At 48.3% G+C, this 22,251-nt stretch carries 13 protein-coding genes; 10 read left to right on the plus strand and 3 right to left on the minus strand.

Annotated elements, in window-relative coordinates:
- Positions 1-221: 221 nt before the first annotated feature.
- From EKM92_RS07705 to trxA, 8 genes are all read left to right on the plus strand, one after another.
- A complete protein-coding gene (locus tag EKM92_RS07705) occupies positions 222-482 on the plus strand; it encodes an IreB family regulatory phosphoprotein (protein ID WP_054714263.1) in 261 nt (86 codons plus the stop codon).
- Entirely contained in the window at positions 482-916 is a 435-nt protein-coding gene (gene ruvX, locus EKM92_RS07710; RefSeq protein ID WP_125709531.1) for a Holliday junction resolvase RuvX, read from the plus strand. The genes EKM92_RS07705 and ruvX overlap by 1 nt, the downstream gene beginning before the upstream one ends.
- 14 nt (positions 917-930) lie before the next feature.
- Positions 931-1,242: a DUF1292 domain-containing protein gene (locus EKM92_RS07715; RefSeq protein WP_125709533.1), complete on the plus strand. Its 312-nt coding sequence runs from the start codon at positions 931-933 to the stop codon at positions 1,240-1,242.
- Between the two features lie 243 nt (positions 1,243-1,485).
- Positions 1,486-11,460, plus strand: a complete 9,975-nt coding sequence (locus EKM92_RS07720; RefSeq protein WP_125709535.1) for a KxYKxGKxW signal peptide domain-containing protein — start codon at positions 1,486-1,488, stop codon at positions 11,458-11,460.
- 137 nt (positions 11,461-11,597) lie between these two features.
- A complete protein-coding gene (locus EKM92_RS07725) occupies positions 11,598-11,837 on the plus strand; it encodes a cell division protein ZapA (protein WP_125709537.1) in 240 nt (79 codons plus the stop codon).
- Complete coding sequence (locus tag EKM92_RS07730) at positions 11,837-12,376, plus strand: CvpA family protein (RefSeq protein ID WP_125709539.1); 540 nt, start codon at positions 11,837-11,839, stop codon at positions 12,374-12,376. Before EKM92_RS07725 ends, EKM92_RS07730 begins: the two co-directional genes overlap by 1 nt.
- A 73-nt stretch (positions 12,377-12,449) precedes the next feature.
- Positions 12,450-14,804, plus strand: a complete 2,355-nt coding sequence (locus tag EKM92_RS07735; protein WP_125709541.1) for an endonuclease MutS2 — start codon at positions 12,450-12,452, stop codon at positions 14,802-14,804.
- Positions 14,805-14,901: 97 nt separating this feature from the next.
- A complete protein-coding gene (trxA, locus tag EKM92_RS07740) occupies positions 14,902-15,213 on the plus strand; it encodes a thioredoxin (RefSeq protein WP_056963025.1) in 312 nt (103 codons plus the stop codon).
- Between the two features lie 941 nt (positions 15,214-16,154).
- Here the strand turns inward: trxA and EKM92_RS07745 are convergent.
- Complete coding sequence (locus EKM92_RS07745) at positions 16,155-16,628, minus strand: DUF2507 domain-containing protein (protein ID WP_125709543.1); 474 nt, start codon at positions 16,626-16,628, stop codon at positions 16,155-16,157.
- Positions 16,629-16,746: 118 nt separating this feature from the next.
- On the opposite strand from EKM92_RS07745, the gene racE reads away from it, so the two are divergent.
- Positions 16,747-18,177 (plus strand): glutamate racemase, encoded by a 1,431-nt coding sequence (gene racE / locus EKM92_RS07750; protein ID WP_125709545.1) that lies wholly within the window; start codon positions 16,747-16,749, stop codon positions 18,175-18,177.
- Positions 18,178-18,189: 12 nt separating this feature from the next.
- On the plus strand, positions 18,190-18,708 hold the full coding sequence (locus EKM92_RS07755; RefSeq protein ID WP_125709547.1) for a metallophosphoesterase: 519 nt from the start codon (positions 18,190-18,192) through the stop codon (positions 18,706-18,708).
- A gap of 46 nt (positions 18,709-18,754) precedes the next feature.
- On the opposite strand, the gene EKM92_RS07760 is transcribed toward EKM92_RS07755, so the two are convergent.
- Together EKM92_RS07760 and EKM92_RS07765 are read right to left on the minus strand one after the other, a co-directional pair.
- The gene (locus EKM92_RS07760) at positions 18,755-21,673 is read right to left on the minus strand and encodes a YhgE/Pip domain-containing protein (RefSeq protein WP_125709549.1); all 2,919 of its coding nucleotides are present in this window, start codon (positions 21,671-21,673) and stop codon (positions 18,755-18,757) included.
- Complete coding sequence (locus EKM92_RS07765) at positions 21,673-22,230, minus strand: TetR/AcrR family transcriptional regulator (protein WP_164509933.1); 558 nt, start codon at positions 22,228-22,230, stop codon at positions 21,673-21,675. The genes EKM92_RS07760 and EKM92_RS07765 overlap by 1 nt, the downstream gene beginning before the upstream one ends.
- Positions 22,231-22,251: the final 21 nt, after the last annotated feature.

Genomic DNA, 22,251 nt, shown 5'->3' on the forward strand with positions numbered 1-22,251 from the left:
GGGAAAGATCCACTTGAATCAGAGCGTAGCGATGATCCAAGTTAGCTTTCCCAAGGACCCTCACTATGTGTAGACGAGCTAGCCGGAGTCCCAAGTCCAAATCGCAAACCCCGAATGTGACAAAACCTTGGTAACGCTTGCGAAAATCCCCGCGGTTCATTGTGCTTTTTGGCATTATCAAGTAGAATAAAGATGAATTGGACAGAATAGAGGTGTTAGGAATGAGCACATTAGATCAAACGGTCCACTTTGACTTTCACGATAACGACCCGAAGAACGTTCACGAAACCCTTGAAACGGTGTACAACTCCTTAGAGGAAAAAGGTTACAACCCGATCAACCAAATCGTCGGTTATTTAATTTCCGGCGACCCAGCTTATATCCCGCGTTATAACGACGCACGTAACTTGATCCGCAAACACGAGCGCGACGAGATCATTGAAGAGCTCGTTCGTAACTATTTAGGCAAGGTGAAAGATTAATGCGCCTAATGGGATGTGACGTCGGCTCGCGCACAGTCGGCGTAGCGTTGAGCGATCCACTTGGCTGGACTGCTCAAGGCTTAGAGATCATTCGCATCAACGAAGACAAAGGGGAATTTGGCCTCGATCGCGTGGCAGAAATTGTCAACCAATACGAAGTCACTGGCTTTGTCTGCGGTTTACCCAAAAACATGAACAACACTCAAGGCCCACGTGCTGAAAAAGCCCGTGAGTATGGCGCGATGTTGGAAGAACGTTTTGGGTTGCCGGTTGATTTTACCGACGAGCGCTTGACCACAGTTGAAGCGTCGCGGATGTTGATCGAAGAAGCCGACACCAGCCGCAAAAAGCAAAAAAAGGTGATCGACAAACTCGCCGCACAAATGATCTTACAAAACTATTTAGACGGACACGGCAAACTGACGAAGCAATAATCTAGGAGGCCCTTATGGCAGAACAAGAAAACGTCCAACCAGGCAAAGATGATCAACAAATCACGTTGATCGACGACAAAGGCAACGAAGAATTATATCAAGTGCTGTTTACCTTCGACTCTGAAGATTATGGCAAGTCATACGTGCTGTTGTACCCAGAAAGTGCCAGCGACGATGAGGAATTGGAGATCCAAGCGTTCTCCTTTACCCCAGATGCTAACGGCGACGCTAGCCAAGGTGACTTATATCCGATCGAAGACGATGACGAATGGTCAATGGTCGAAGAAGTCTTAAACACCTTCTTAGCTGACGAAGACGACGAATAGGTTTCACCCCTGAATTACCCTACATAGATGTGTAGGGTAATTTTTTTATACAATTTTTTGGATAAACACCCACAATCGATTACAAAATCATTATTCTTATGCTTCCATTAGACCATTTTTTATAAAGAGGTTTTATGAATCTTGAACGATTACACCTGTCAATAAATATTATAGTAAGAATATTCAATGAATATTATATATTCAGCACAACTCGCGTAATCGCGATTGGGAGGAGTTTATACGATGAACGCATTAAAACAAAAATCAGCTCGCATGGGTGCAACCACGCACAAGAAGATGTACCGTGCCGGTAAAATGTGGCTTTACGCTGGGATCACCTTGCTTGGGATGACTGAAGTGGCCTTGAACCATCAAGTAGTCAAAGCCGACACCAGCGCCCCAACCACTAGCACGACCACCACCGCTTCCAGCGCGACAACGGCGCATGTGACCGATTCGTCAGTGAAGCTGTCCTCTAGTGCGAAAACCTCGATTTCTGCAGCAGACTTATTGAAGTTGTTGCCTGCAGGGTCTACTTTGACGACTACTGATAGTCAATATGTATTTGATTTGCCTGCAACTGCGGATGCGACTGCGATTAAAGCGTTAGTCGGCGGGTACAGCTTGGATAAAGGCGTGCAGTTGAACTTTAAGGCTGCAACTTTCGCACAGATCAAAACAACAGGTTATTCAAATATTGACGAAGCAATCACGGTTTTTAATTCATATGTAACCGATTATGCAGGAACCAAACTGATGGACGATGCGAATATGATTGAGCTGGATAGGCTCTTAACTGTACTCGCTTCTCACGTTGATGATCCTACTGTAGATTGGACAAAACTAAATACTGGATTTGCAATCGTGAAGGGGTTGTTAGTAACGCAAAAGTCCTCTACTCCAGAAACTTTCGTCAGCGAAACATTAGATAATGCAACAAAGGCGGTTGGATATGCGGTTGGCTTTGTCAGGACTGCAATCACAGATGGAAAAATCGATCCAGATTCAGATCCATTACCATCAACAACTACTCCACTTGACGATGCCAAAACGGCTGCTAAGTCAGTTCTCGATGATACTGAAACAACCCCTGTCAGCAATGAAAAGGCTGTAAGTGATGCTAAAGAGGACCTTCAAGATGCAATTGATAATGCTACAGACGCAGATACTTTAGACAAAGCCGTTACCACTTATCAGACGGCTGTTCAAGCTGCGAAAGATGCTCGTACCACCGTTGTTGGCAACAACAGTGATGTAACTGGTTCTGGCCCTACGGCAATCGCCGCTGCATCATCTTATCCAGCTTCTCAATGGATTTCTACCGCCATTAAGGATTATAACGATTTAGTGGTTAAAGCCAATAACGAAGAGGCCACAACCGCAGAGTTGACATCCGCAGTTCAGGCCATTACTGATGCCACAGATGCAGTAAAGTCTGCAAACGAAGCTTCGAATAAAGTTACGCCTGTCAGCAATGAACAAAGCGTTAAGGATGCAACAACAGCATTTAAGGATGCAATCAATGCTGCAACGGACTCTGCTGATTTGGATGAGGCAACTGCCACGTACCAAGCCGCAGTTAAAGTAGCACAAGATGCACGTGACAAAGCCGTTTCAATCGGTGCAGATGCAATTACCGCAGCAACTACAGCGGGAATTGAAAATAATCCAGCAATCGCAGCCGCTATCGACAGCTACAATGCTTCTGTTAAGGATGCTGATCCTACCGCAGCAGGTAGTGATGGGTCAAAAACTACTGATGATATTTTAAAGGCTTTAAATGATCTTGAGGCGTTGGTCAATGCTGTAAAGCAAGCACAAACATCCAGTGCCCAGCCAACCACGCCAGTTACAGCTCAATCTGACATCACGACAAGCAAGAGTACCTTGGATTCTCTTTTAAACAACGCGGCAACTACAGCAGATCAATTGAATGATGCCTCAACAGCATATGACACGCTTGTTGAGAATGCGAAAACTGCGCGTAGCACAGCTGATCAAGCGGTAGCCGATGCACAAACTTCAACATTTGCCAATGATACCGCTGTGCAAACTGCAATCACGAATTATGAAAAAATCAAAGACACCGATGTGACTACTACTGACGTCAAAGATGCAGGGGCTGCAGTTACAAAAGCATTGCAAGCGGCTATTGATGCAGCAATTTCCAAGGCACTTGATGATGCTAAACCGTTGAGCTTGGAGCCAGGCGTTTCTGATGCTGTTGCGGCACTTGAAGGCCTTTCAGCTGATGCAACGCCATCTGAGAAAGAAGTTGCATTAAATGCCTTTAATGCAATTGTTAATCCGTTGGCTGCTTCACGTAGTACATCCGTGACTAACGCAGGTAACGTCGTAGTTCCAGATAGCATCAAAGAGGTTCCTGGTGTTACCGATGCGCAAGGTGCATTGGCGACGGCATTGACGAATGCAGAAGCAGGTACTGGGACAACTGATCAGATCAACGCAGCTATCGGTACTTTAGAAGAAGCAGTACAAACAGCATTGGACAATGCGATCGACGAAGCCAAGACAAAAGCTACTGAATATCAAGCAGAACCTGACGTGAAAGCAGCGTTAGAAAACATCGCAAAATTAGGTGACAAAGCGTCCGCAACTGACAAAGACAATGCTTTAACAGCATTGAATGAAGCAGTAACCAACGCAACGCAACCACGTAGTGATGCGAAGACAGATGCAGGTAACGTCGTAGTTCCAGATAGCATCAAAACAGCCGTTACAGATGCACAAACAGCATTGACGACGGCAGTGACGAACGCAGATGCAGGGACTGGGACAACTGACCAGATCAATACGGCTATCGGTCAATTAGAAGAAGCAGTTCAAACAGCATTGGACAATGCGATCGACGAAGCCAAGACAAAAGCTACTGAATATCAAGCAGAACCTGACGTGAAAGCAGCGTTAGAAAACATCGCAAAATTAGGTGACAAAGCGTCCGCAACTGACAAAGACAATGCTTTAACAGCATTGAATGAAGCAGTAACCAACGCAACGCAACCACGTAGTGATGCGAAAGACGCCGCAAAAGCAGTAACGGTGCCAAATAGCGTAAGCACGGATCAAGGCGTAACCACAGCCCAAACAAACTTACAAACTGCGTTAGACAACGCAGAAGCAGGTACTGGGACGACTGACGATATTACAAATGCAACAAAGACGCTGGAAACGGCTATTGACACCGCACTTAATGCAGTCCTTGATAATCTTCAGGCGCTCTCTTATCCATACAGCAAGGAACCGGAAGTAGCTGATGCGATTACAGCCCTTAAAGGTTTGCCAGCAACCGCTACACCAGCAGATAAACAATCCGCGATTGATGTGTTGAATAAGGCAGTGGAAGCAGCTGAAGGCCCTCGCTCGAAAGCAAATATCGATGCTGAAGGCGTCTTAGCTCAAGTAACACCAGCAATTGCACAAAACGCAACTGTTGTAGCCGCAAAGACTGCGCTTGAAAGGACAAAGACACAAGCGGCTCTTGATAATGGAACTACTGCACAGATTGAAGCCGCATCGACAACCTTGCAAAACGCAATCGATGCTGCCAACACTGCAAATACCAATGCAAATGCCGCATTAACTCAAAGTGCAACAGATGTTCAAATGGAAACTGATGTTAAAAATACCAAGGAGGTGCTTCAAGCTGCTGTTGACGATCCAAAGACTTCTACAGAGGATCTTGTCAAAGCAACTAATGACTATAACCAAGCTGTGATCGATGCCAAAGCAGATCGCGACCAAGCAAAAGCTGATGGCACTGATGTTGTTAACAACGCGGATGCGAAAAACACCGAGGTTAAAGCAGCCATTGATGCTTATAACCAAGTTGTTGGCGAGGCTGACAAAGGGAACACCACGACTGAAGCTATTGTCAAGGCAACTGAAGCAGTCAAAGCAGCTAATGACGCTGCAACCAGTACTGAAACAAATGGTAAAGTTGCGTTAGCTCAAATCGTTACACCTGTTGGTAATGAAGAGACTGTATCCACGGCTAAGCAGGCATTAGCTGATGCTTTGGACGCTGACACGCCAAGTACGACAGCGATTACTGCGGCAACTGGTGCTTATAATGATGCCGTGATTAAGGCGCAGGCTGCTCGTAAAGCAGCAGTTGATGCTGGTGACGCGATTGCTGACACTGCATCCGCTGATGCTGATGTACAAAAGGCAGTCAAGAACTTCAACGATGTGGTAACAGACGCTGACGCTGAACAAGCTACGACTGCGCAAGTCACTGCTGCAGCCAATGCTTTGCAAAAGGCCATCGATGATGCCGCTGCCGCCCGCGCGGTAACGGTTACGACGACTCCATACAGCAAAGAAACGGCAGTCGTTGATGCACAAACAGCTTTGGATAAGCTTCTGGCAGATCCAACTAGCGGCACCAGTGCGATTCAACAAGCAACCGCAACCTTGCAAGCGGCTGTTGATGCAGCGGCAACCAAGCGTGAAGCAACTGTGGCAGAAGGGGAAGCTCTTACCAAGTCAGCACCTGCATTAGCGGTGCAATTCCGTTCTGACGTCGCTGCGGCGATTGCAGTTTACAACTCAGCCGTTGAAAACGCTGCTGCAAACAAGGATGTCACACAAAGTATTCAACAAGCCATTGACGACTTGAAGGCTGCTTTAGAGAAAATCCAATCTGCAATCGAAACTGCTAACAACACGACGACTGCAGAAGTTGGTCAAGAACCTGAAGTGGCTGCCGCTAAGCAAGCTTTGGATAAGCTTTTGACATCAGACAGTACTGCTAGTGCTGAAGATATTGAAGCGGCGACTACTGCATTGAACGCCGCAACGCAAGCTGCCACAGCGGAACGTACTGATGTGGTCGCGACTGGTGATGATACAGTCACAACCATTACAGACACGGGCTACAACGCTAACGCCGACGTCGCTGCTGCGATCAAGGCTTATGAAGACGCGAAGACTAACGCCGCAACTGGAGCTGTTGACGCTGTCACCAGTGCTAAACTGGCAGAAGCAACGGCAAACTTGGTTCAGGCACAAGCCACACTGAACACCGCGATCGAAACTGCTAAGAACACTGTTACTTCTCCATACAGCAAGGATGCCGTGGTGATCACTGCACAAAATGCCTTAGATGCGTTATTAGCAGATAAGTCATCTAGCGCCACTGCCATTGACCAAGCCACTGCTAACTTGAAAGCAGCGATTGCCCAAACCACGCCAGTTCGTGAGGCAGCAGTGACTGCTGGGACGACGGCAACTAAGCAAGCAGAAACGGAAGGCCTTGCCCAAGAACCAGATGTTGCTCAAGCAATTTCTGATTTCAATGATGTTTCAGACGAAGCTGCTGGAAATAGTGCAAGTACAGAAGCTGTTCAAACAGCTGCCGAAACTTTGCAAAATGTTTTAAATGCGGCTAAAGCAACCCGTCAAGCAGAGATTGTGAAGGGTGATGCGACTCAATCTAGTGCCACAACGCAAGCTGTTGCGCAAGAACCAGAAGTAACCAAAGCCATTGCCGCTTATGAAGATGCGAAGACTAAGGCCGCAGAAGGAACGGCAACAACTGCAGATATTGCGAAAGCTGCAGAAGCCTTGCAAACTGCAATCAATGGCGCAGAAACTCAACGTCAAACTACTATTGCAGATGGTGATGCGACTAAGGCTGACGCAACCACCAACGCCGTTGCCCAAGAACCAGAAGTAGCTAAAGCCATCGCAGCATATGAAGATGCGAAAACTAAGGCCACTGAAGGTGAAGGAACAACTGCGGACATTGCGAAAGCTGCAGAAGCCCTTCAAAACGCAATCAACGGTGCAGAAACTTCTCGTCAAACTGCTATTGATAACGGTGATGCGACGAAGGCCACTGCAACCACGAACGCTGTTGCTCAAGAACCAGAAGTAGCTAAAGCCATCGCAGCATACGAAGATGCGAAAACTAAGGCTGCTGAAGGCGAAGGAACGACTGCGGATATTGCGAAGGCAGCTGAAGCCTTGCAAACTGCGATCAATGGTGCAGAAACACAACGTCAAACTACCATTGCAGATGGTGATGCGACGAAGGCTGACGCAACTACCAACGCTGTTGCTCAAGAACCAGAAGTAGCTAAAGCTATCGCAGCATATGAAGATGCGAAGACTAAGGCTGCTGAAGGTGAAGGAACCACTGCCGACATTGCGAAGGCTGCTCAAGATCTTCAAGATGCAATCGATGGTGCAGAAACACAACGTCAAACTACCATTGCAGATGGTGATGCGACGAAGGCTGACGCAACTACCAACGCTGTTGCTCAAGAACCAGATGTAGCCAAAGCTATCGCCACTTATGAAGATGCGAAGACTAAGGCGGCAGATGGTGAAGGAACCACTGCCGACATTGCGAAGGCTGCTGAAGATCTTCAAACTGCAATCAATGGTGCGGAAACTCAACGTCAAGCTACTATTGCAGATGGTGATGCGACGAAGGCTGACGCAACTACCAACGCTGTTGCTCAAGAACCAGATGTAGCCAAAGCTATCGCCACTTATGAAGATGCGAAGACTAAGGCGGCAGATGGTGAAGGAACCACTGCCGACATTGCGAAGGCTGCTGAAGATCTTCAAACTGCAATCAATGGTGCGGAAACTCAACGTCAAGCTACTATTGCAGATGGTGATGCGACAAAGACTGACGCAACCACTCAAGCAGTTGCGCAAGAACCAGATGTAGCTAAGGCCATTGCAACTTATGAGGATGCGAAGACCAAAGCTTCAGAAGGAACTGCAACGACTGCGGACATTGCGAAGGCCGCTGAAGCCTTACAAACTGCAATCAATGGCGCCGAAACACAACGTCAAACTACCATTAAAAATGGCGATGCGACGAAGAATGACGCAACCACTCAAGCTGTTGCCCAGGAACCAGATGTAGCTAAAGCCATCGCAGCTTATGAAGATGCGAAGACTAAGGCTGCTAATGGTGAAGGAACAACTGCGGACATTGCGAAGGCTGCTGAAGATCTTCAAACTGCAATCAATGGTGCAGAGACTACTCGTCAAACGACTATTAAAAATGGTGATGCAACGAAGAATGACGCAACCACTCAAGCAGTTGCTCAAGAACCAGACGTAGCTAAGGCAATCGCAGCATATGAAGATGCGAAGACCAAAGCCGCAGAAGGTGAAGGAACCACTGCTGACATTGCCAAAGCCGCCGAAGCCTTGCAAACTGCGATCAATGGTGCAGAAACCCAACGTGAAACCACCATCAAAAATGGTGATGCGACGAAGACGACTGCATCTACCAACGCTGTTGCTCAAGAACCAGACGTCGCTAAAGCCATCGCCGCTTACGAAGATACGAAAGCTAAGGCCGCAGAAGGTGAAGGAACAACTGCAGACATTGCGAAGGCTGCCGAAGCCTTGCAAACTGCAATTGGTGACGCAGAAGCTACTCGTCAAACGACCATTAAAGATGGCGATGTCACGAAGACGACTGCGACTACCAATGCTGTTGCTCAAGAACCAGACGTTGCTAAAGCTATCGCAACTTATGAAGATGCGAAGACGAAGGCAGCAAATGGTGAAGGAACAACCGCGGACATTGCGAAGGCTGCTCAAGATCTTCAAGATGCAATCGATGGTGCAGAAACTCAACGTCAAACGACCATTGCTGATGGCGATGCGACGAAGACTGACGCAACCGCTCAAGCAGTTGCTCAAGAACCGGACGTAGCTAAAGCCATCGCAGCTTATGAAGATGCGAAGACGAAGGCCGCTGAAGGTGAAGGAACAACTGCAGATATTGCTAAGGCTGCAGAAGCCTTGCAAATTACAATCGGTGGTGCCGAAGCTCAACGTCAAACTACTATTAAAGATGGTGATGGGACAAAGGCTGACGCAACTACCAATGCTGTTGCTCAAGAACCAGAAGTAGCTAAAGCCATCGCAGCTTATGAAGATGCGAAAGCTAAGACCGCTGAAGGTGAAGGAACAACTGCAGATATTGCTAAGGCTGCAGAAGCCTTGCAAACTGCAATCAATGGTGCAGAAATCACTCGTCAAACTGCCATTAAAGATGGCGATGCGACGAAGACCACCGCAACTACCAATGCTGTTGCTCAAGAACCAGAAGTAACCAAAGCCATCGCCGCTTACGAAGATGCGAAAACTAAGGCCGCAGAAGGTGAAGGAACAACTGCAGACATTGCGAAGTCTGCCGAAGCCTTGCAAACTGCAATTGGTGACGCAGAAGCTACTCGTCAAACGACCATTGCAGATGGTGATGCGGCGAAGTCGGACGCAACCACGAACGCTGTTGCTCAAGAACCAGATGTAGCTAAGGCTATCGCAGCATATGAAGATGCGAAGACCAAGGCAGCAAATGGTGAAGGAACAACTGCGGATATTGCGAAGGCCGCTGAAGCCTTGCAAACTGCAATCAATGGTGCAGAAATCACTCGTCAAACTGCCATTAAAGATGGCGATGCGACGAAGACCACCGCAACTACCAATGCTGTTGCTCAAGAACCAGAAGTAACCAAAGCCATCGCCGCTTACGAAGATGCGAAAACTAAGGCCGCAGAAGGTGAAGGAACAACTGCAGACATTGCGAAGTCTGCCGAAGCCTTGCAAACTGCAATTGGTGACGCAGAAGCTACTCGTCAAACGACCATTGCAGATGGTGATGCGGCGAAGTCGGACGCAACCACGAACGCTGTTGCTCAAGAACCAGATGTAGCTAAGGCTATCGCAGCATATGAAGATGCGAAGACCAAGGCAGCAAATGGTGAAGGAACAACTGCGGATATTGCGAAGGCCGCTGAAGCCTTGCAAACTGCAATCAATGGTGCAGAAATCACTCGTCAAACTGCCATTAAAGATGGCGATGCGACGAAGACCACTGCAACTACCAATGCTGTTGGGCAAGAACCAGAAGTAACCAAAGCTATCGCAGCTTATGAAGATGCGAAGACTAAGGCCGCAGAAGGTGAAGGAACAACTGCAGATATTGCTAAGGCTGCAGAAGCCTTGCAAAACGCAATTGATGGTGCCGAAACTCAACGTCAAACTACTATTAAAAATGGTGATGCGACGAAGACGACTGCAACCACCAACGCTGTAGCTCAAGAACCCGACGTAGCTAAAGCCATCGCAGCTTACGAAGATGCGAAGACTAAGGTTGCAAATGGCGAAGGAACGACTGCGGACATTGCGAAGACTGCTCAAGATCTGCAAAGCGCAATTGATGGTGCAGAAATTCAACGTCAAACTACTATTACAAATGGTGATGCGACGAAGACGACTGCAACTACGAACGCTGTTGCCCAGGAACCAGATGTAGCTAAAGCCATCGCAACTTATGAAGATGCGAAGACTAAGGCCGCAAATGGTGAAGGAACAACCGCAGACATCGCAAAGGCCGCTGAAGCCTTGCAAACTGCAATCGATGGTGCCGAAACTCAACGTCAAACTACCATTGAAGATGGTGATGCGACGAAGACTGACGCAACCACGAACGCTGTTGCCCAAGAACCAGAAGTAACCAAAGCCATCGCAGCTTATGAAGATGCAAAGACTAAGGCTGCCAATGGCGAAGGAACAACTGCGGACATTGCCAACGCCGCTGAAGCCTTGCAAACAGCGATCGACACTGCTGAAGCTCAACGTCAAACTGCTATCAACAATGGCGAAACCACGAAGGCAGAAGCAACGACTAAGGCTGTTGCCCAAGAACCTGAAGTGACGAAAGCCATTGCCGCTTATGACAAAGTGAAAGCACAAGTCGAAGCTGGTAAAGCTACAACTGCAGACCTTCAAGCAGCCACTGAAGCGGTCAGTCAAGCCATTGCCACCGCTGCTGCTAAACGTGAGGAAGTCTTAAAGCAAGGGAGTCAATTGATCAAACAAGCCGAAAAGTCTTCTAACGCAGCTGTCGCTGATGCTTTGGCAACTTACCAACAAGTGGTTCGCCAAGCACAACAAGGCTTAGCAAGTACGAGTCAACTGCAAGCTGCCATCACCGTTTTAGGCGATGCCATCGAAGCAGCTAACCAAACTCGCACCACATTGCCGGCAACTGACGGTGAACCATCTGCTGCACCAACGACTCAAGCAACGACAACTCACCAAGCGTTGCCACAAACTGGTGAATCGACCAGCGCATTAGGCGCCATTGGTTTAGCGGTCACTGGGTTGTTTGGGATCCTTGGTTTAGCGAAGAAACGTCGCGAAGATCAAGACTAAAGCACAACCAAACGGCCTGCAAAGAAAACCTCTTTGCAGGTCGTTTTTGTGTGTTTACTATCCAAAAAGCACTGGTATACAATTTACAAGCATTTCATGGTAAAATAGTCTGGTATATTATCGAGGAGGCAAGCCTTTTGACCGAAGAAAAGCGGCGCTTTAAAGCCGAAATTGCAGGTAAGTCGTACACCATCATCGGCCCTGGGTCGACGGCGCATTTTCAAGCGACGACGGAGTTGCTCAACCAACAACTCACCCAGATCCAACAACTCGCACCGGACTTATCCTTGCAAGACGCTGCGGTACTACTGGCTTTTAATGCCTTGTCCGATCAAGTCAAAGCCAAAGTAGCGCAACAGTTAGAAGAGGATAATTAATGCTATCGTTGATCGTTGTGGCCATTTTGGCGTATTGTTGCTACTCCGGCGCGCGGCGCGGGATGTGGTTACAACTCGTCCATGTGGTGGGATATTTATTAAGTTTAGTGCTGGCGCGGTTCACCTACCTGCCGTTGGGCGTCTTCATGACGCAATGGGTGCCGTATCCCAGTGCCACTGAACAAAGCAAATTTGTTTTTTTCACGCATCAAGTCGGGTTGACCTTAGACCATGCCTTCTATAATGGGGTGGCTTTCGTGTTCATGTTGATGGTGGGGTGGTTGATCACACGCTTTATCGCGATGTGGTTTCACGATCTCACTTATCGCAAAACCGACGAAACTGTCAGTATGATGGTTGGTGGTGCGATGAATTTTTTAATGGGGTATTTGTTTATCTTCCTGATTTTGTATTTGCTGGCGTTGATCCCAGTGAGTGGTATTCAGGATATGTTAGCGCACTCTGGCATCGCCTCTGCGATCGTGCGGTATACCCCAGGTTTAACGCAGTTGTTCACGAATTTGTGGATCGCAGCGTAAAGTTGATTCGACGGCAATTCATGGTGGGGACACCAGGTGTTGGCGTCGATTTTTTTCGCGTTTTGGAGGAATTATGAATTCTAAAATATTAAAAACTTTGGAGTACGGGAAGATCCGTTCCGCCTTGCAAGCTTTAGTGAATACGGCGGCAGGGACTGATTTAGTCGCAAAAATGCAACCTAGCAGCGATCCTGACGTGGTGCAAACTAGTTTGGATGAAACTGCTGATGGGGCATCGATCCTACGGCTAGCTGGCGGCATTCCTGTTCCCCAATTGGAAAACATCGATCCGGCGTTGCGGCGCGTGGACATTGGCGCAATGCTCAATGGTCGCGAACTGGCGGCAATCGGTCGCGTGTTGAAAACAGTCAGTGCCGTTGATAAGTTTCTCAATGATTTAAATGAACGCCTTGAGTTGCGGCGGGTATATGACTTGCAACAACAACTCACTGCCTTGCCTGCTTTGGAGCGGCGTTTAGGTACTGCTGTCGATGAAGATGGTAGCTTAACGGATGAAGCCAGTCCAGAACTCCACGGGATTCGCCAGGCAGTGAAGAATCTGGAAGGTGAGATCCGCAGCCGCATGGAAAATTACACCCGTGGTAGCTCATCAAAATATTTATCAGATCCGATCATCACTATTCGCGATGATCGTTATGTGATCCCAGTGAAAGCAGAATATCGCGGCCAGTTCGGCGGGGTCGTGCATGACCAATCTGCCAGTGGTCAAACCTTGTTCATCGAACCGCAAGCCATTGTCGAAATGAACAACCGATTGCGTCAAGCACAACTGGAAGAACAAGCAGAAATTGAACGGTTATTAGCAGAACTCACCAATGAAGTCGCGCCGTACACCCGTGAGTTGCGCAACAACAACCAAGTGCTGGGACATTTTGACTTTATCAATGCCAAAGCCCGCTATGCCAAAAACATCAAAGCCACAGAACCTGATGTTTCTGCAGAAAATCACGTCGATTTGATCGAAGCGCGGCACCCGTTGATCGACCGCCACAAAGTCGTCGCCAACACCATTACCCTTGGCGCTGATTATCAAGCAATCGTGGTCACTGGTCCGAACACTGGTGGGAAAACTATCACCTTAAAGACTCTCGGCTTGTTGCAGTTAATGGGCCAATCTGGGTTGTTTATTCCAGCAGAAGCAGGGTCTGTGATCGGGGTTTACTCCAATGTCTTTGCCGACATCGGGGATGAACAATCGATCGAACAAAGCTTATCGACATTCTCAGCTCACATGAAAACCATTGTCGAAATTCTCGATGCCATGGATGATCATGCGTTAATTTTATTTGATGAACTCGGTGCCGGGACTGATCCGCAAGAAGGTGCAGCCTTGGCGATCGCGATCCTTGATGCCGTCGGTGCGGCCGGCGCTCAAGTCGTTGCCTCGACCCACTATCCAGAACTCAAGTTATACGGCTACAACACCCCAGGCACCATCAATGCGTCGATGGAATTTGACGCGGCGACCTTGCAGCCGACTTATCGCTTGTTGATCGGGGTGCCTGGACGTTCGAATGCCTTTGATATTTCCCAACGGTTAGGCTTGAATCCGACGATCGTCACCGCAGCGAAGTCGTTGATCGCAGACGACTCTCATGAACTCAACAACATGATCTCAGATTTGGAAGCACAACGTAAAGCCGCTGAAACTGAGTACTTGGAAACGCGTCATCAACTTAAAGAAGCCCAAGAACTACACGATCAATTGCAAAAAGCTTACGAAGAATTTTTCGCTGAACGTGAACGGCAAATGGATGCGGCCAAAGACCGCGCCAACGAAATCGTCGACAAAGCCCAAACCAAAGCCGAGAAAATCGTCAAGAACTTGCGGCAAATGCAGCTGCAATCTGGGACCAACGTCAAAGAAAATCAGTTGATCGAAGCCACCACCGAACTGAAGAATCTCCATCAAGAAAAGGCCAAGCCGAAAAATCGCATTTTACGCCAAGCGAAGAACAAACAAGCGTTACATCGCGGCGATACGGTAAAAGTCTTAGCTTACGACCAAACTGGTGAGTTGTTGAAGCAAGTCGATGACAAACATTGGGAAGTGCAAGTCGGCATCATGCGGATGACTTTGGCCACCAACGAAATTGAAAAAGTCCAACCGGAGAAATCTTCTGCACCTAAGCGTCGGGTGACAGTCGTTAAAGGTGCCACTGGCCCCTCGACCAAGCTCGACTTACGGGGTCAGCGTTATGAAGAAGCAATGACCAACTTGGATCAATATATCGATTCTGCGTTGTTGGCAGGCTATGCGCAAGTAACGATCGTCCATGGCTTAGGCACTGGTGCCATTCGCAATGGCGTGACCCAATATTTACAACGGAATCGTCAAGTGAAGAAATTTGGCTTTGCCCCTCAAAATGCTGGGGGTTCAGGCGCTACGATCGTGCAATTCAAATAGGCGATACGCGACACAAATCAATTGTATCCAAGGTAATAGCATTTTTTCCCGCAACGTGGTATGATTAAGTTACGAAAAGTAAGAGGAGGCAAACACAATGGTAGAAGCTGTTACGGATCAAAACTTTGAAACTGTGACTGGCACCGGTGTGACGCTCACTGATTTTTGGGCGACCTGGTGTGGTCCTTGTCGGATGCAAAGCCCAGTGGTGGAATCGTTAGCGAACGATCGCCAAGATGTGAAGTTTGTGAAGATGGATGTCGACGCAAACCCGAACACCCCACAAAGCTTTGGGATCATGGCGATCCCGACCTTGCTGGTGAAAAAAGACGGCAATGTGGTCGAGAAAATCGTCGGTTATCATACCAAAGATCAACTCAACGAGATCCTCAACAAGTACACGGCATAAGCACTTGTTAGATCTTAGAAGCCGAGGCCAAGTGCCTCGGTTTTTATTTTGGGAAAAGTTTTGAAATCGTTGACAAAAAATACTTGACTTTAGTTTTTGAAGGCGTTATCATGATGTCGAATTCTATGAGGAGTGAGTGGCTTAGCGCAGGTCACTCGTATCACTTCGCGACGGGTGGAAGTGCCCGCTAAACTCTCGGAGACCATCCCGTAGCATCTGGGCTTAACTGTCGAGCGCTGCTAGATCTCCAGTTCCAAAGTGCCGGTACTGAAGGGTCCCAGTCGTGGACTCAAACCAGTTACAGCCGGGAGTAGTGCCCTCACGGTGACGTGAGACGCAAGGCGACGTCTGTTTGCCAAAGGCAGTGCAAAGCCGATTAGCAACGAACGTGGTTGAGGTCTAATAAGCCAAGGCCCGCAGCAACGTCCTTGAGATGCTTGATACTGTAGACACGTAATTGAATCGGTTAGAAGCCGCGGATCCACGAAGCAGAATACTGTTTCGTGGATTTGTTGTGCCTTCATGGCGCTGAAAATAATATCGATAAGCAAAATTCGGTCCTAGCGGTTTTGATGCGAGTGATATGATTTTGCAACATGTGCTTTGTAGCTACCAGGTGCCGGTGGTCTGGCGGAGTGAAGGTTATTTGAAAAAGCGGTCGGAAGGCGTCCGTTGCTGCATAGTGGGCTTTCCGTTGGCGACTTGTCGCTTACGGAAAGCCGCAGGGGAAGATCCGACTGGTGATGAGCGTAGCGAGACATCCAGGCTAGCTTTCCCGAGGACCCTCACTATGCAGCAACGAGACAACTGGAGACCGTTTCTTCAAATGACCGCAGAGGAGCTAGACCACTGTTCCTTAATGGCGGCATGAAACACTCACAATGCCGGTGCGATGGTACAAAAAAAGACAAGACTAAATTTTGTCTTGTCCTCAATCATTTTTACAATTCAGCTAAGCTGATATGACTTTCAGTTTTAGGTTGCGGCGTTTTTTCATCGATCACTGCCGTTAAGGTGACCACTTTTTTGTGGCGATCAACGGTTTCATGGGCTTCAACGACACAGCCGAGTTCTTGCTGTAAGCTTTGGGCTAAGAATCCCGCTTCAATGCGAAAATCTGGGGCGTCAAAGTTTGCGATCCGCGTTTCGACAGTGGTGCCGCTTAACGTGTACACCCGCTGATGCCGTTTGCTGGCAGCAGGCGCTAAAGTGCCGAAGCCCACACGCGTAAATAATTCTGTCAAATCATCTTCGCTTACTGGCAAGCGGCGCGCCAAAGAACGCCCAGCCCAATAAGTGATGCTTTCAGTTTCTTTGCCCAACAAATCAGGGAGCAACAAGTCGCGCAACATCAACTGACCAAACAATGGTCCAGTCGCAGACAGGTTTAACAAATCTTTATAGCTATTGGCCATGAGGCGCCTCCTATTTTCGCGCAATGCGCTGTCTGTTCTATTATAGCCAAAACGCCGCTAGCATGCGACTTGAATTTTTTTAGGGTGTATAATGTAGATTCAAGAAGGGAGCGCACTTATGAATAAGCAACCGATCGGATTTATCGATTCCGGCGTTGGGGGACTGACTGTGGTCATTGAGGCACTGCGGCAGCTTCCTAACGAAAACATTATTTTTTTAGGCGATCAAGCTCGCTTACCTTATGGACCACGGCCAGCAGAACAAGTCCGCGAATTTACTTGGCAAATGGTTAACTTTTTGCTCGCCAAGCATATCAAAATGTTAGTGATCGCCTGCAACACCGCCACCGCCGCAGCGTTAGATGATCTGCGCGCGAAGTTGTCGATCCCAGTGGTCGGCGTGATCCTACCTGGTAGTCGCGCGGCGTTGCGTTCCACGAAAAATGGTCACATTGGCGTGATTGCAACAGAAGGCACCGTGAAATCTGACGCATACGCCAAGGCGATTCGCTCAAAAGATCGTCGTGCCAAAGTCACTAGCATGGCGGAACCAAAGTTTGTGCCAGTCGTGGAATCAAACGAAGCACATTCTGCAGTCGCTAAGAAAGTGGTCGCCGAAGGTTTACAGCCACTCAAGCGTTTAGGCATCGACACCTTGGTGATGGGCTGCACCCATTATCCACTGCTGCGGCCACTGATTCAAAATGTGATGGGACCTGATGTCACCTTGATCGATTCTGGTGCTGAAACGGTCAGCGAAGTCTCGATGTTGCTCGATTACTTTGATTTGGCGAACACCGACAACCCAAAGCCTTTGCGTGAATATCACACCACCGGGTCGGCTTCGATGTTTGAAACCATTGCCAGCGACTGGATGGGCCAAGCGATTCACGCCGATCGCGTCGATATTTCTGATCAACCAACAGATGTGGTGACGAGTTTGCCAACAACTGTTGTGGTCGCGTCTAAGAACGCCGGCAAAGTCCGAGAAATCGCGGCAATGTTTGATAAACTCGGTGTGGCAGTGAAGTCATTGGCAGATTTTCCAGAATTGCCAAGTGTGCAAGAAACTGGGGCGACTTTTGAAGAAAATGCTCGCTTAAAAGCTGACGGCTACGCTCAAGCATTAGAATTGCCAGTGCTTGCTGATGATTCTGGGTTGCAAGTGGATGCCTTAGATGGCATGCCAGGGGTATTTTCCGCCCGTTATGCTGGCAAAGGCCACAACGATGCGGCTAACAATGCGAAGTTGATCGCAGAGCTTTCAGAAGTTCCAGCAGATCAGCGTACCGCGCATTTTGTCAGTGTGCTAGCGTTGGCGCGGCCGGGTAAACTCGATGAAGATCTGGTGGTGCGTGGTCAAGTCGATGGGCTGATCGTCGGGATCCCTCAAGGCGATAACGGCTTTGGCTATGATCCCTACTTTTACTTACCAGCATTTGGGAAAACCATGGCGGAAATGACCCCTGATGAGAAAAATCAAGTCTCACACCGCGGCGACGCCTTACGGAAACTGGAAGCACGTTGGGATGGTTGGTTTAAAGGCTAGGAGGAATTAAATATGCGATTAGTTGTGGTCAGCGATACCCATGGTGATAAGCAAATTTTGCGGATGATCGCCAAACAGCAACAACCTGATGCAGACGGGTATTTTTACTGTGGGGATTCAGAGTTGCCTGCCAGCGATGAGATCTTTGAAACTTATCAACCGGTGACTGGGAATATGGATTTTGATCAAGACTTCCCATTGACGCTTACGGCGCAATATCCTGATTTAAAAGTCTTTATGACCCATGGCCACCGCTTCAACGTCAACTGGACGCTTGATGTGTTGATCCAAGCAGGCCACGATGCCAACGCAGATTTGGTGTTGTTCGGACACACCCATCAATTAGGCGTTGAACAACGCGACGGCATGGTGTTGTTAAACCCTGGGTCGATCTCTCAACCGCGTGGTGAATTTGCGCCGTTACATGGGACTTATGCCACTGTTGATTTCGATGCCAAAACGATCACCGTCCAATTTCATACTCGCGATGGGCAAGTTGTCGACAAACTGACTCGTACATTTACGCGATAAAGCAAAGAAGCGCCGCTCATTGTGAGCGGCGCTTCTTTTTTAAGGCTTATTTTTCGACGTCTTGGAGCTTTTGATTGTCGTCGAGTTGAGAAACGCCCATTAAGTGGCGTTTTTGCAAGATCTGCATCGCGACCCATAACAGCAATAAGCTCAGCAGAGCAAAGCCGATCAAGAAAGCAAAGCAGTTGGCCACAGAGCCTGAGTAAATGCCGCTAGTGATTGCTTGACGGAATCCTAATACGGAGTAGCTCATCGGCAAGAACGGATGGATCGCGTTGTAGAAGCCGTTGGTGATTTCCAATGGGAAGGTCCCACCAGCACCGCCAAGTTGCAGCATCAACATGATCATCGCGACAAAACGTCCAGGGTTATCAAAGGCCATTGATAACATCATGACAAAATACATTGACGTGATTGAGAAGACGATCGCAAAGGCATAGAACAACCCGACATGATCGACGGTTAACCCGCCAAGCATGATCAATGTGGCTTCGATCACTGCCATGCCGATCGCAACTAAGCCACCAAGCACGACTTTAGAAGCAAACCATTGCGTCGGTGTCCCATCTTTGTGGGAGACTTTGCGGATCGGATAAGCAAAGTTGAAGACCAATGCCCCAACATATAAGGCTAAGGACAAGACGTAAGGCGCTAAGGCATGTCCGTAGTTTGAAACAAAACTATAATGCTTTTGCGTGGTGTGCGTTGGTGCGGCAAACATTTTTGCCGTTTCGTTGGTTAACTTGATGCCGTTAACTTGCTTAGCACCTGACGTTAAGCTTGTCGCTAACGTCTTGGAACCGTCTTTAAGTTGACCAGTGCCATCAGTCAATTGCTTGGATTTATCAGCAAGTTGGCCGGTACCATCAGCAAGTTGGTTGACACCACTTGCTAATGCAGGGGTTTTGCTATTCAACGTGTTCAAGCCGCTAGCTAATTGGTTGACGCCACTTGCTAACGCAGGGGTTTTCCCATTCAGGGTGTTGAGGCCGCCAGCAAGTTGATTGACGCCACTAGCTAAAGCAGGAGTTTTCCCATTTAAGGTGTTAAGGCCGCCAGCGAGTTGGTTGACGCCACTAGCTAAGGCAGGGGTTTTCCCATTCAGCGTGTTGAGGCCACCAGCGAGTTGGTTGACGCCCTCGGTTAAGGCAGGAACTTTGGCATTGAGTTCGGTGAGGCCACCTTGAAGCGTGCCAGCACCATTATCAAGTTTTGAGACACCGGCAGTCAGTTCAGGCAGCTTCTGATTAATTTGTGCTAAGCCGCCGTTAAGTTCCGCCGCGCCGCTGGTCAAGCTTTGGTTGTTGGCAAGCAGTTGGTTACCACCGTCTACAGCATCATTCAACCCAGTGGTGAAGGTTTGATAACCAGTATTCAAGGCAGTGGCGCCAGTCGCTAACGCTTTAGCCCCTTGAGTCAGTTGGGTAGCACCAGCAGTTAATTGGTTATAGTCATCATTTTTCGTGGATAAACCTGCCGCCATGGTTTGCAAGCCGGTGGTCAAAGCTTTGGTGCCAGCAGTTTGTTGCGCAGACAAAGTAGTTAAGTGCGTGGTGAGATCGGCGACAGCTTGACTCAGTTGGGGATCATTGCTGTATTTGCCTTTGGCTAACTGCGTCAACGCCACCATATCTTGATTGATTTGTTCGCTTGTTTTCGTCGCTTGTTGGGTGTTGGCTTGGACGCCTGATTGAAGTTGCGTGAGCCCATTGCGAATCGTATTAAAAGACTGATTGACGCCAGCGATATAAGCGCCAGCCCCTTGATTCAAGGTATCACTGCCTTGAGCCAATTGGTTGATACTAGTGCTAATAGCTGGGGTCTTCGTTTGTTGATCACCGTCATTATTAGCAGTTTGTAATTCTTTAAGGCCAGCAACTAATGAACTGGTGCCAGTGGTGTAAGCTTGCACCCCATCATTTAACTTAGTTGCCCCTTGACTTAATTGGGTCATGCCACCTGTTAGTGGTGAGACTTTCGCGTTCAACTGACTGGTGCCAGTTTTCAAGGCGACAGCGCCATCGACTAGTTGCTTAGCGCCAGATGCCAGTGGTGTGACGCCTGCTTGTAATTGTTGACTGCCATCAGCAAGTTGTTGCACCCCTGAAGTCAGTGGCCCAACGCCAGCTTTCAATTGATTGCCACCATTAGCAAGTTGTTGGACACCGGAAGTTAACGGTCCAACGCCAGCTTTGAGTTGGTTGCCGCCATCGGCAAGTTGTTGGACGCCGGAAGTTAACGGCTCAACGCCAGCTTTCAATTGATTGCCACCGTCAGCAAGTTGTTGGACCCCAGAAGTCAACGGTTTAACGCTGACTTTCAAGGTTTGTACGCCTTTGTTGACCGTGGAAACACCGACAGTATATTGAGAAACGCCATCATCTAAGGTCACCGTGCCATCAGACAATTGAGTTGCGCCTTTGGCAGCTTTAGAGAAACCTTTGCCAACAGTTTTGATTTGATCAAATACTGCACTGGCATAAGCGTTGGTGACGTTGGCGCGGATCTCTTTGTCGAGTTTGTCGACGCCGATGCCGGAAATCACTTGCGACAAGTAGTTCAGCGAGTCGTTGGTGGTGTATTTGAGTTGCATTTTCTTAGGATGCGCATCAAGAACTGTTGCGGCATTTTTGGAAAAGTTCTTGGGAATGGTGACGACCGTGTAGTATTTGTCATGCTTCAAGCCATCGGCGGCTTTTTTCGCAGAAACAAATTGCCAGCCGAGTTGATCGTTGTGTTTGAGCTTTTTGACCGTTTGCGCGCCGACGTCTAAAGTTTTGCCTTCATAGTCGACTGGCACGTCGTTGTTGACCACCGCCACAGGCAATGATTGCGTGTCACCATAAGGATCCCACACGGACTTCAAGAAGAAGATCGCGTATAAAAAGGGGATGAACATGATCACGATCACCGACAACATGATCAATTTGTTGTGGCGGATAAATTTGAATTCGTCTTTAATCATTATTGAACCTCGTCTAAATAAAGTTGCAGCATTTGATGGTAATTGATGTCGCGGTCGATGCCAGGCAAATAATTCATAATTTCTAGCACCGTGAAGCCTAAGACACTGGCGATGAAGCCTTGCACATAAGCTTCTTGCGACATGTGATACAAGTGCACACCGGCGACTAAACGTTTGAGCAAATCGATGACTGCTTGCATGGCTTGGACAAAAGGACTGACTTCGGCGTAGCGATGAACGTAGTAGATCAATTGCACGCGATTGCCAGTTGAGTCGAAATAATCATGGCTGATCTCAGCAAAACGCTTCAGCGCGTCGACGCCTGACAGTCCGACTAGTCCATGCGTCAGCTTCGTATCAAGTTGCCCTAAAAAGTCGGCACCTAACGCTTCGATCAACGCTTCGATGTTGGGATAATAGTTGTAAAGCGATTGGGAGCGAATGTCTAAACGCGAGGCTAACGCTTTAAAATTTAAGTTCGCAACGCCTGTTTCGCTAGCCATAACCCCTGCAATGGCAAGGACTTTTTGTTGATCCAACACGCGATGTTTGACCATGGGGACCTCCTTTTTTGAATA

The sequence above is a fragment of the Lacticaseibacillus porcinae genome (assembly GCF_003946305.1).
Taxonomy (GTDB): domain Bacteria; phylum Bacillota; class Bacilli; order Lactobacillales; family Lactobacillaceae; genus Lacticaseibacillus; species Lacticaseibacillus porcinae.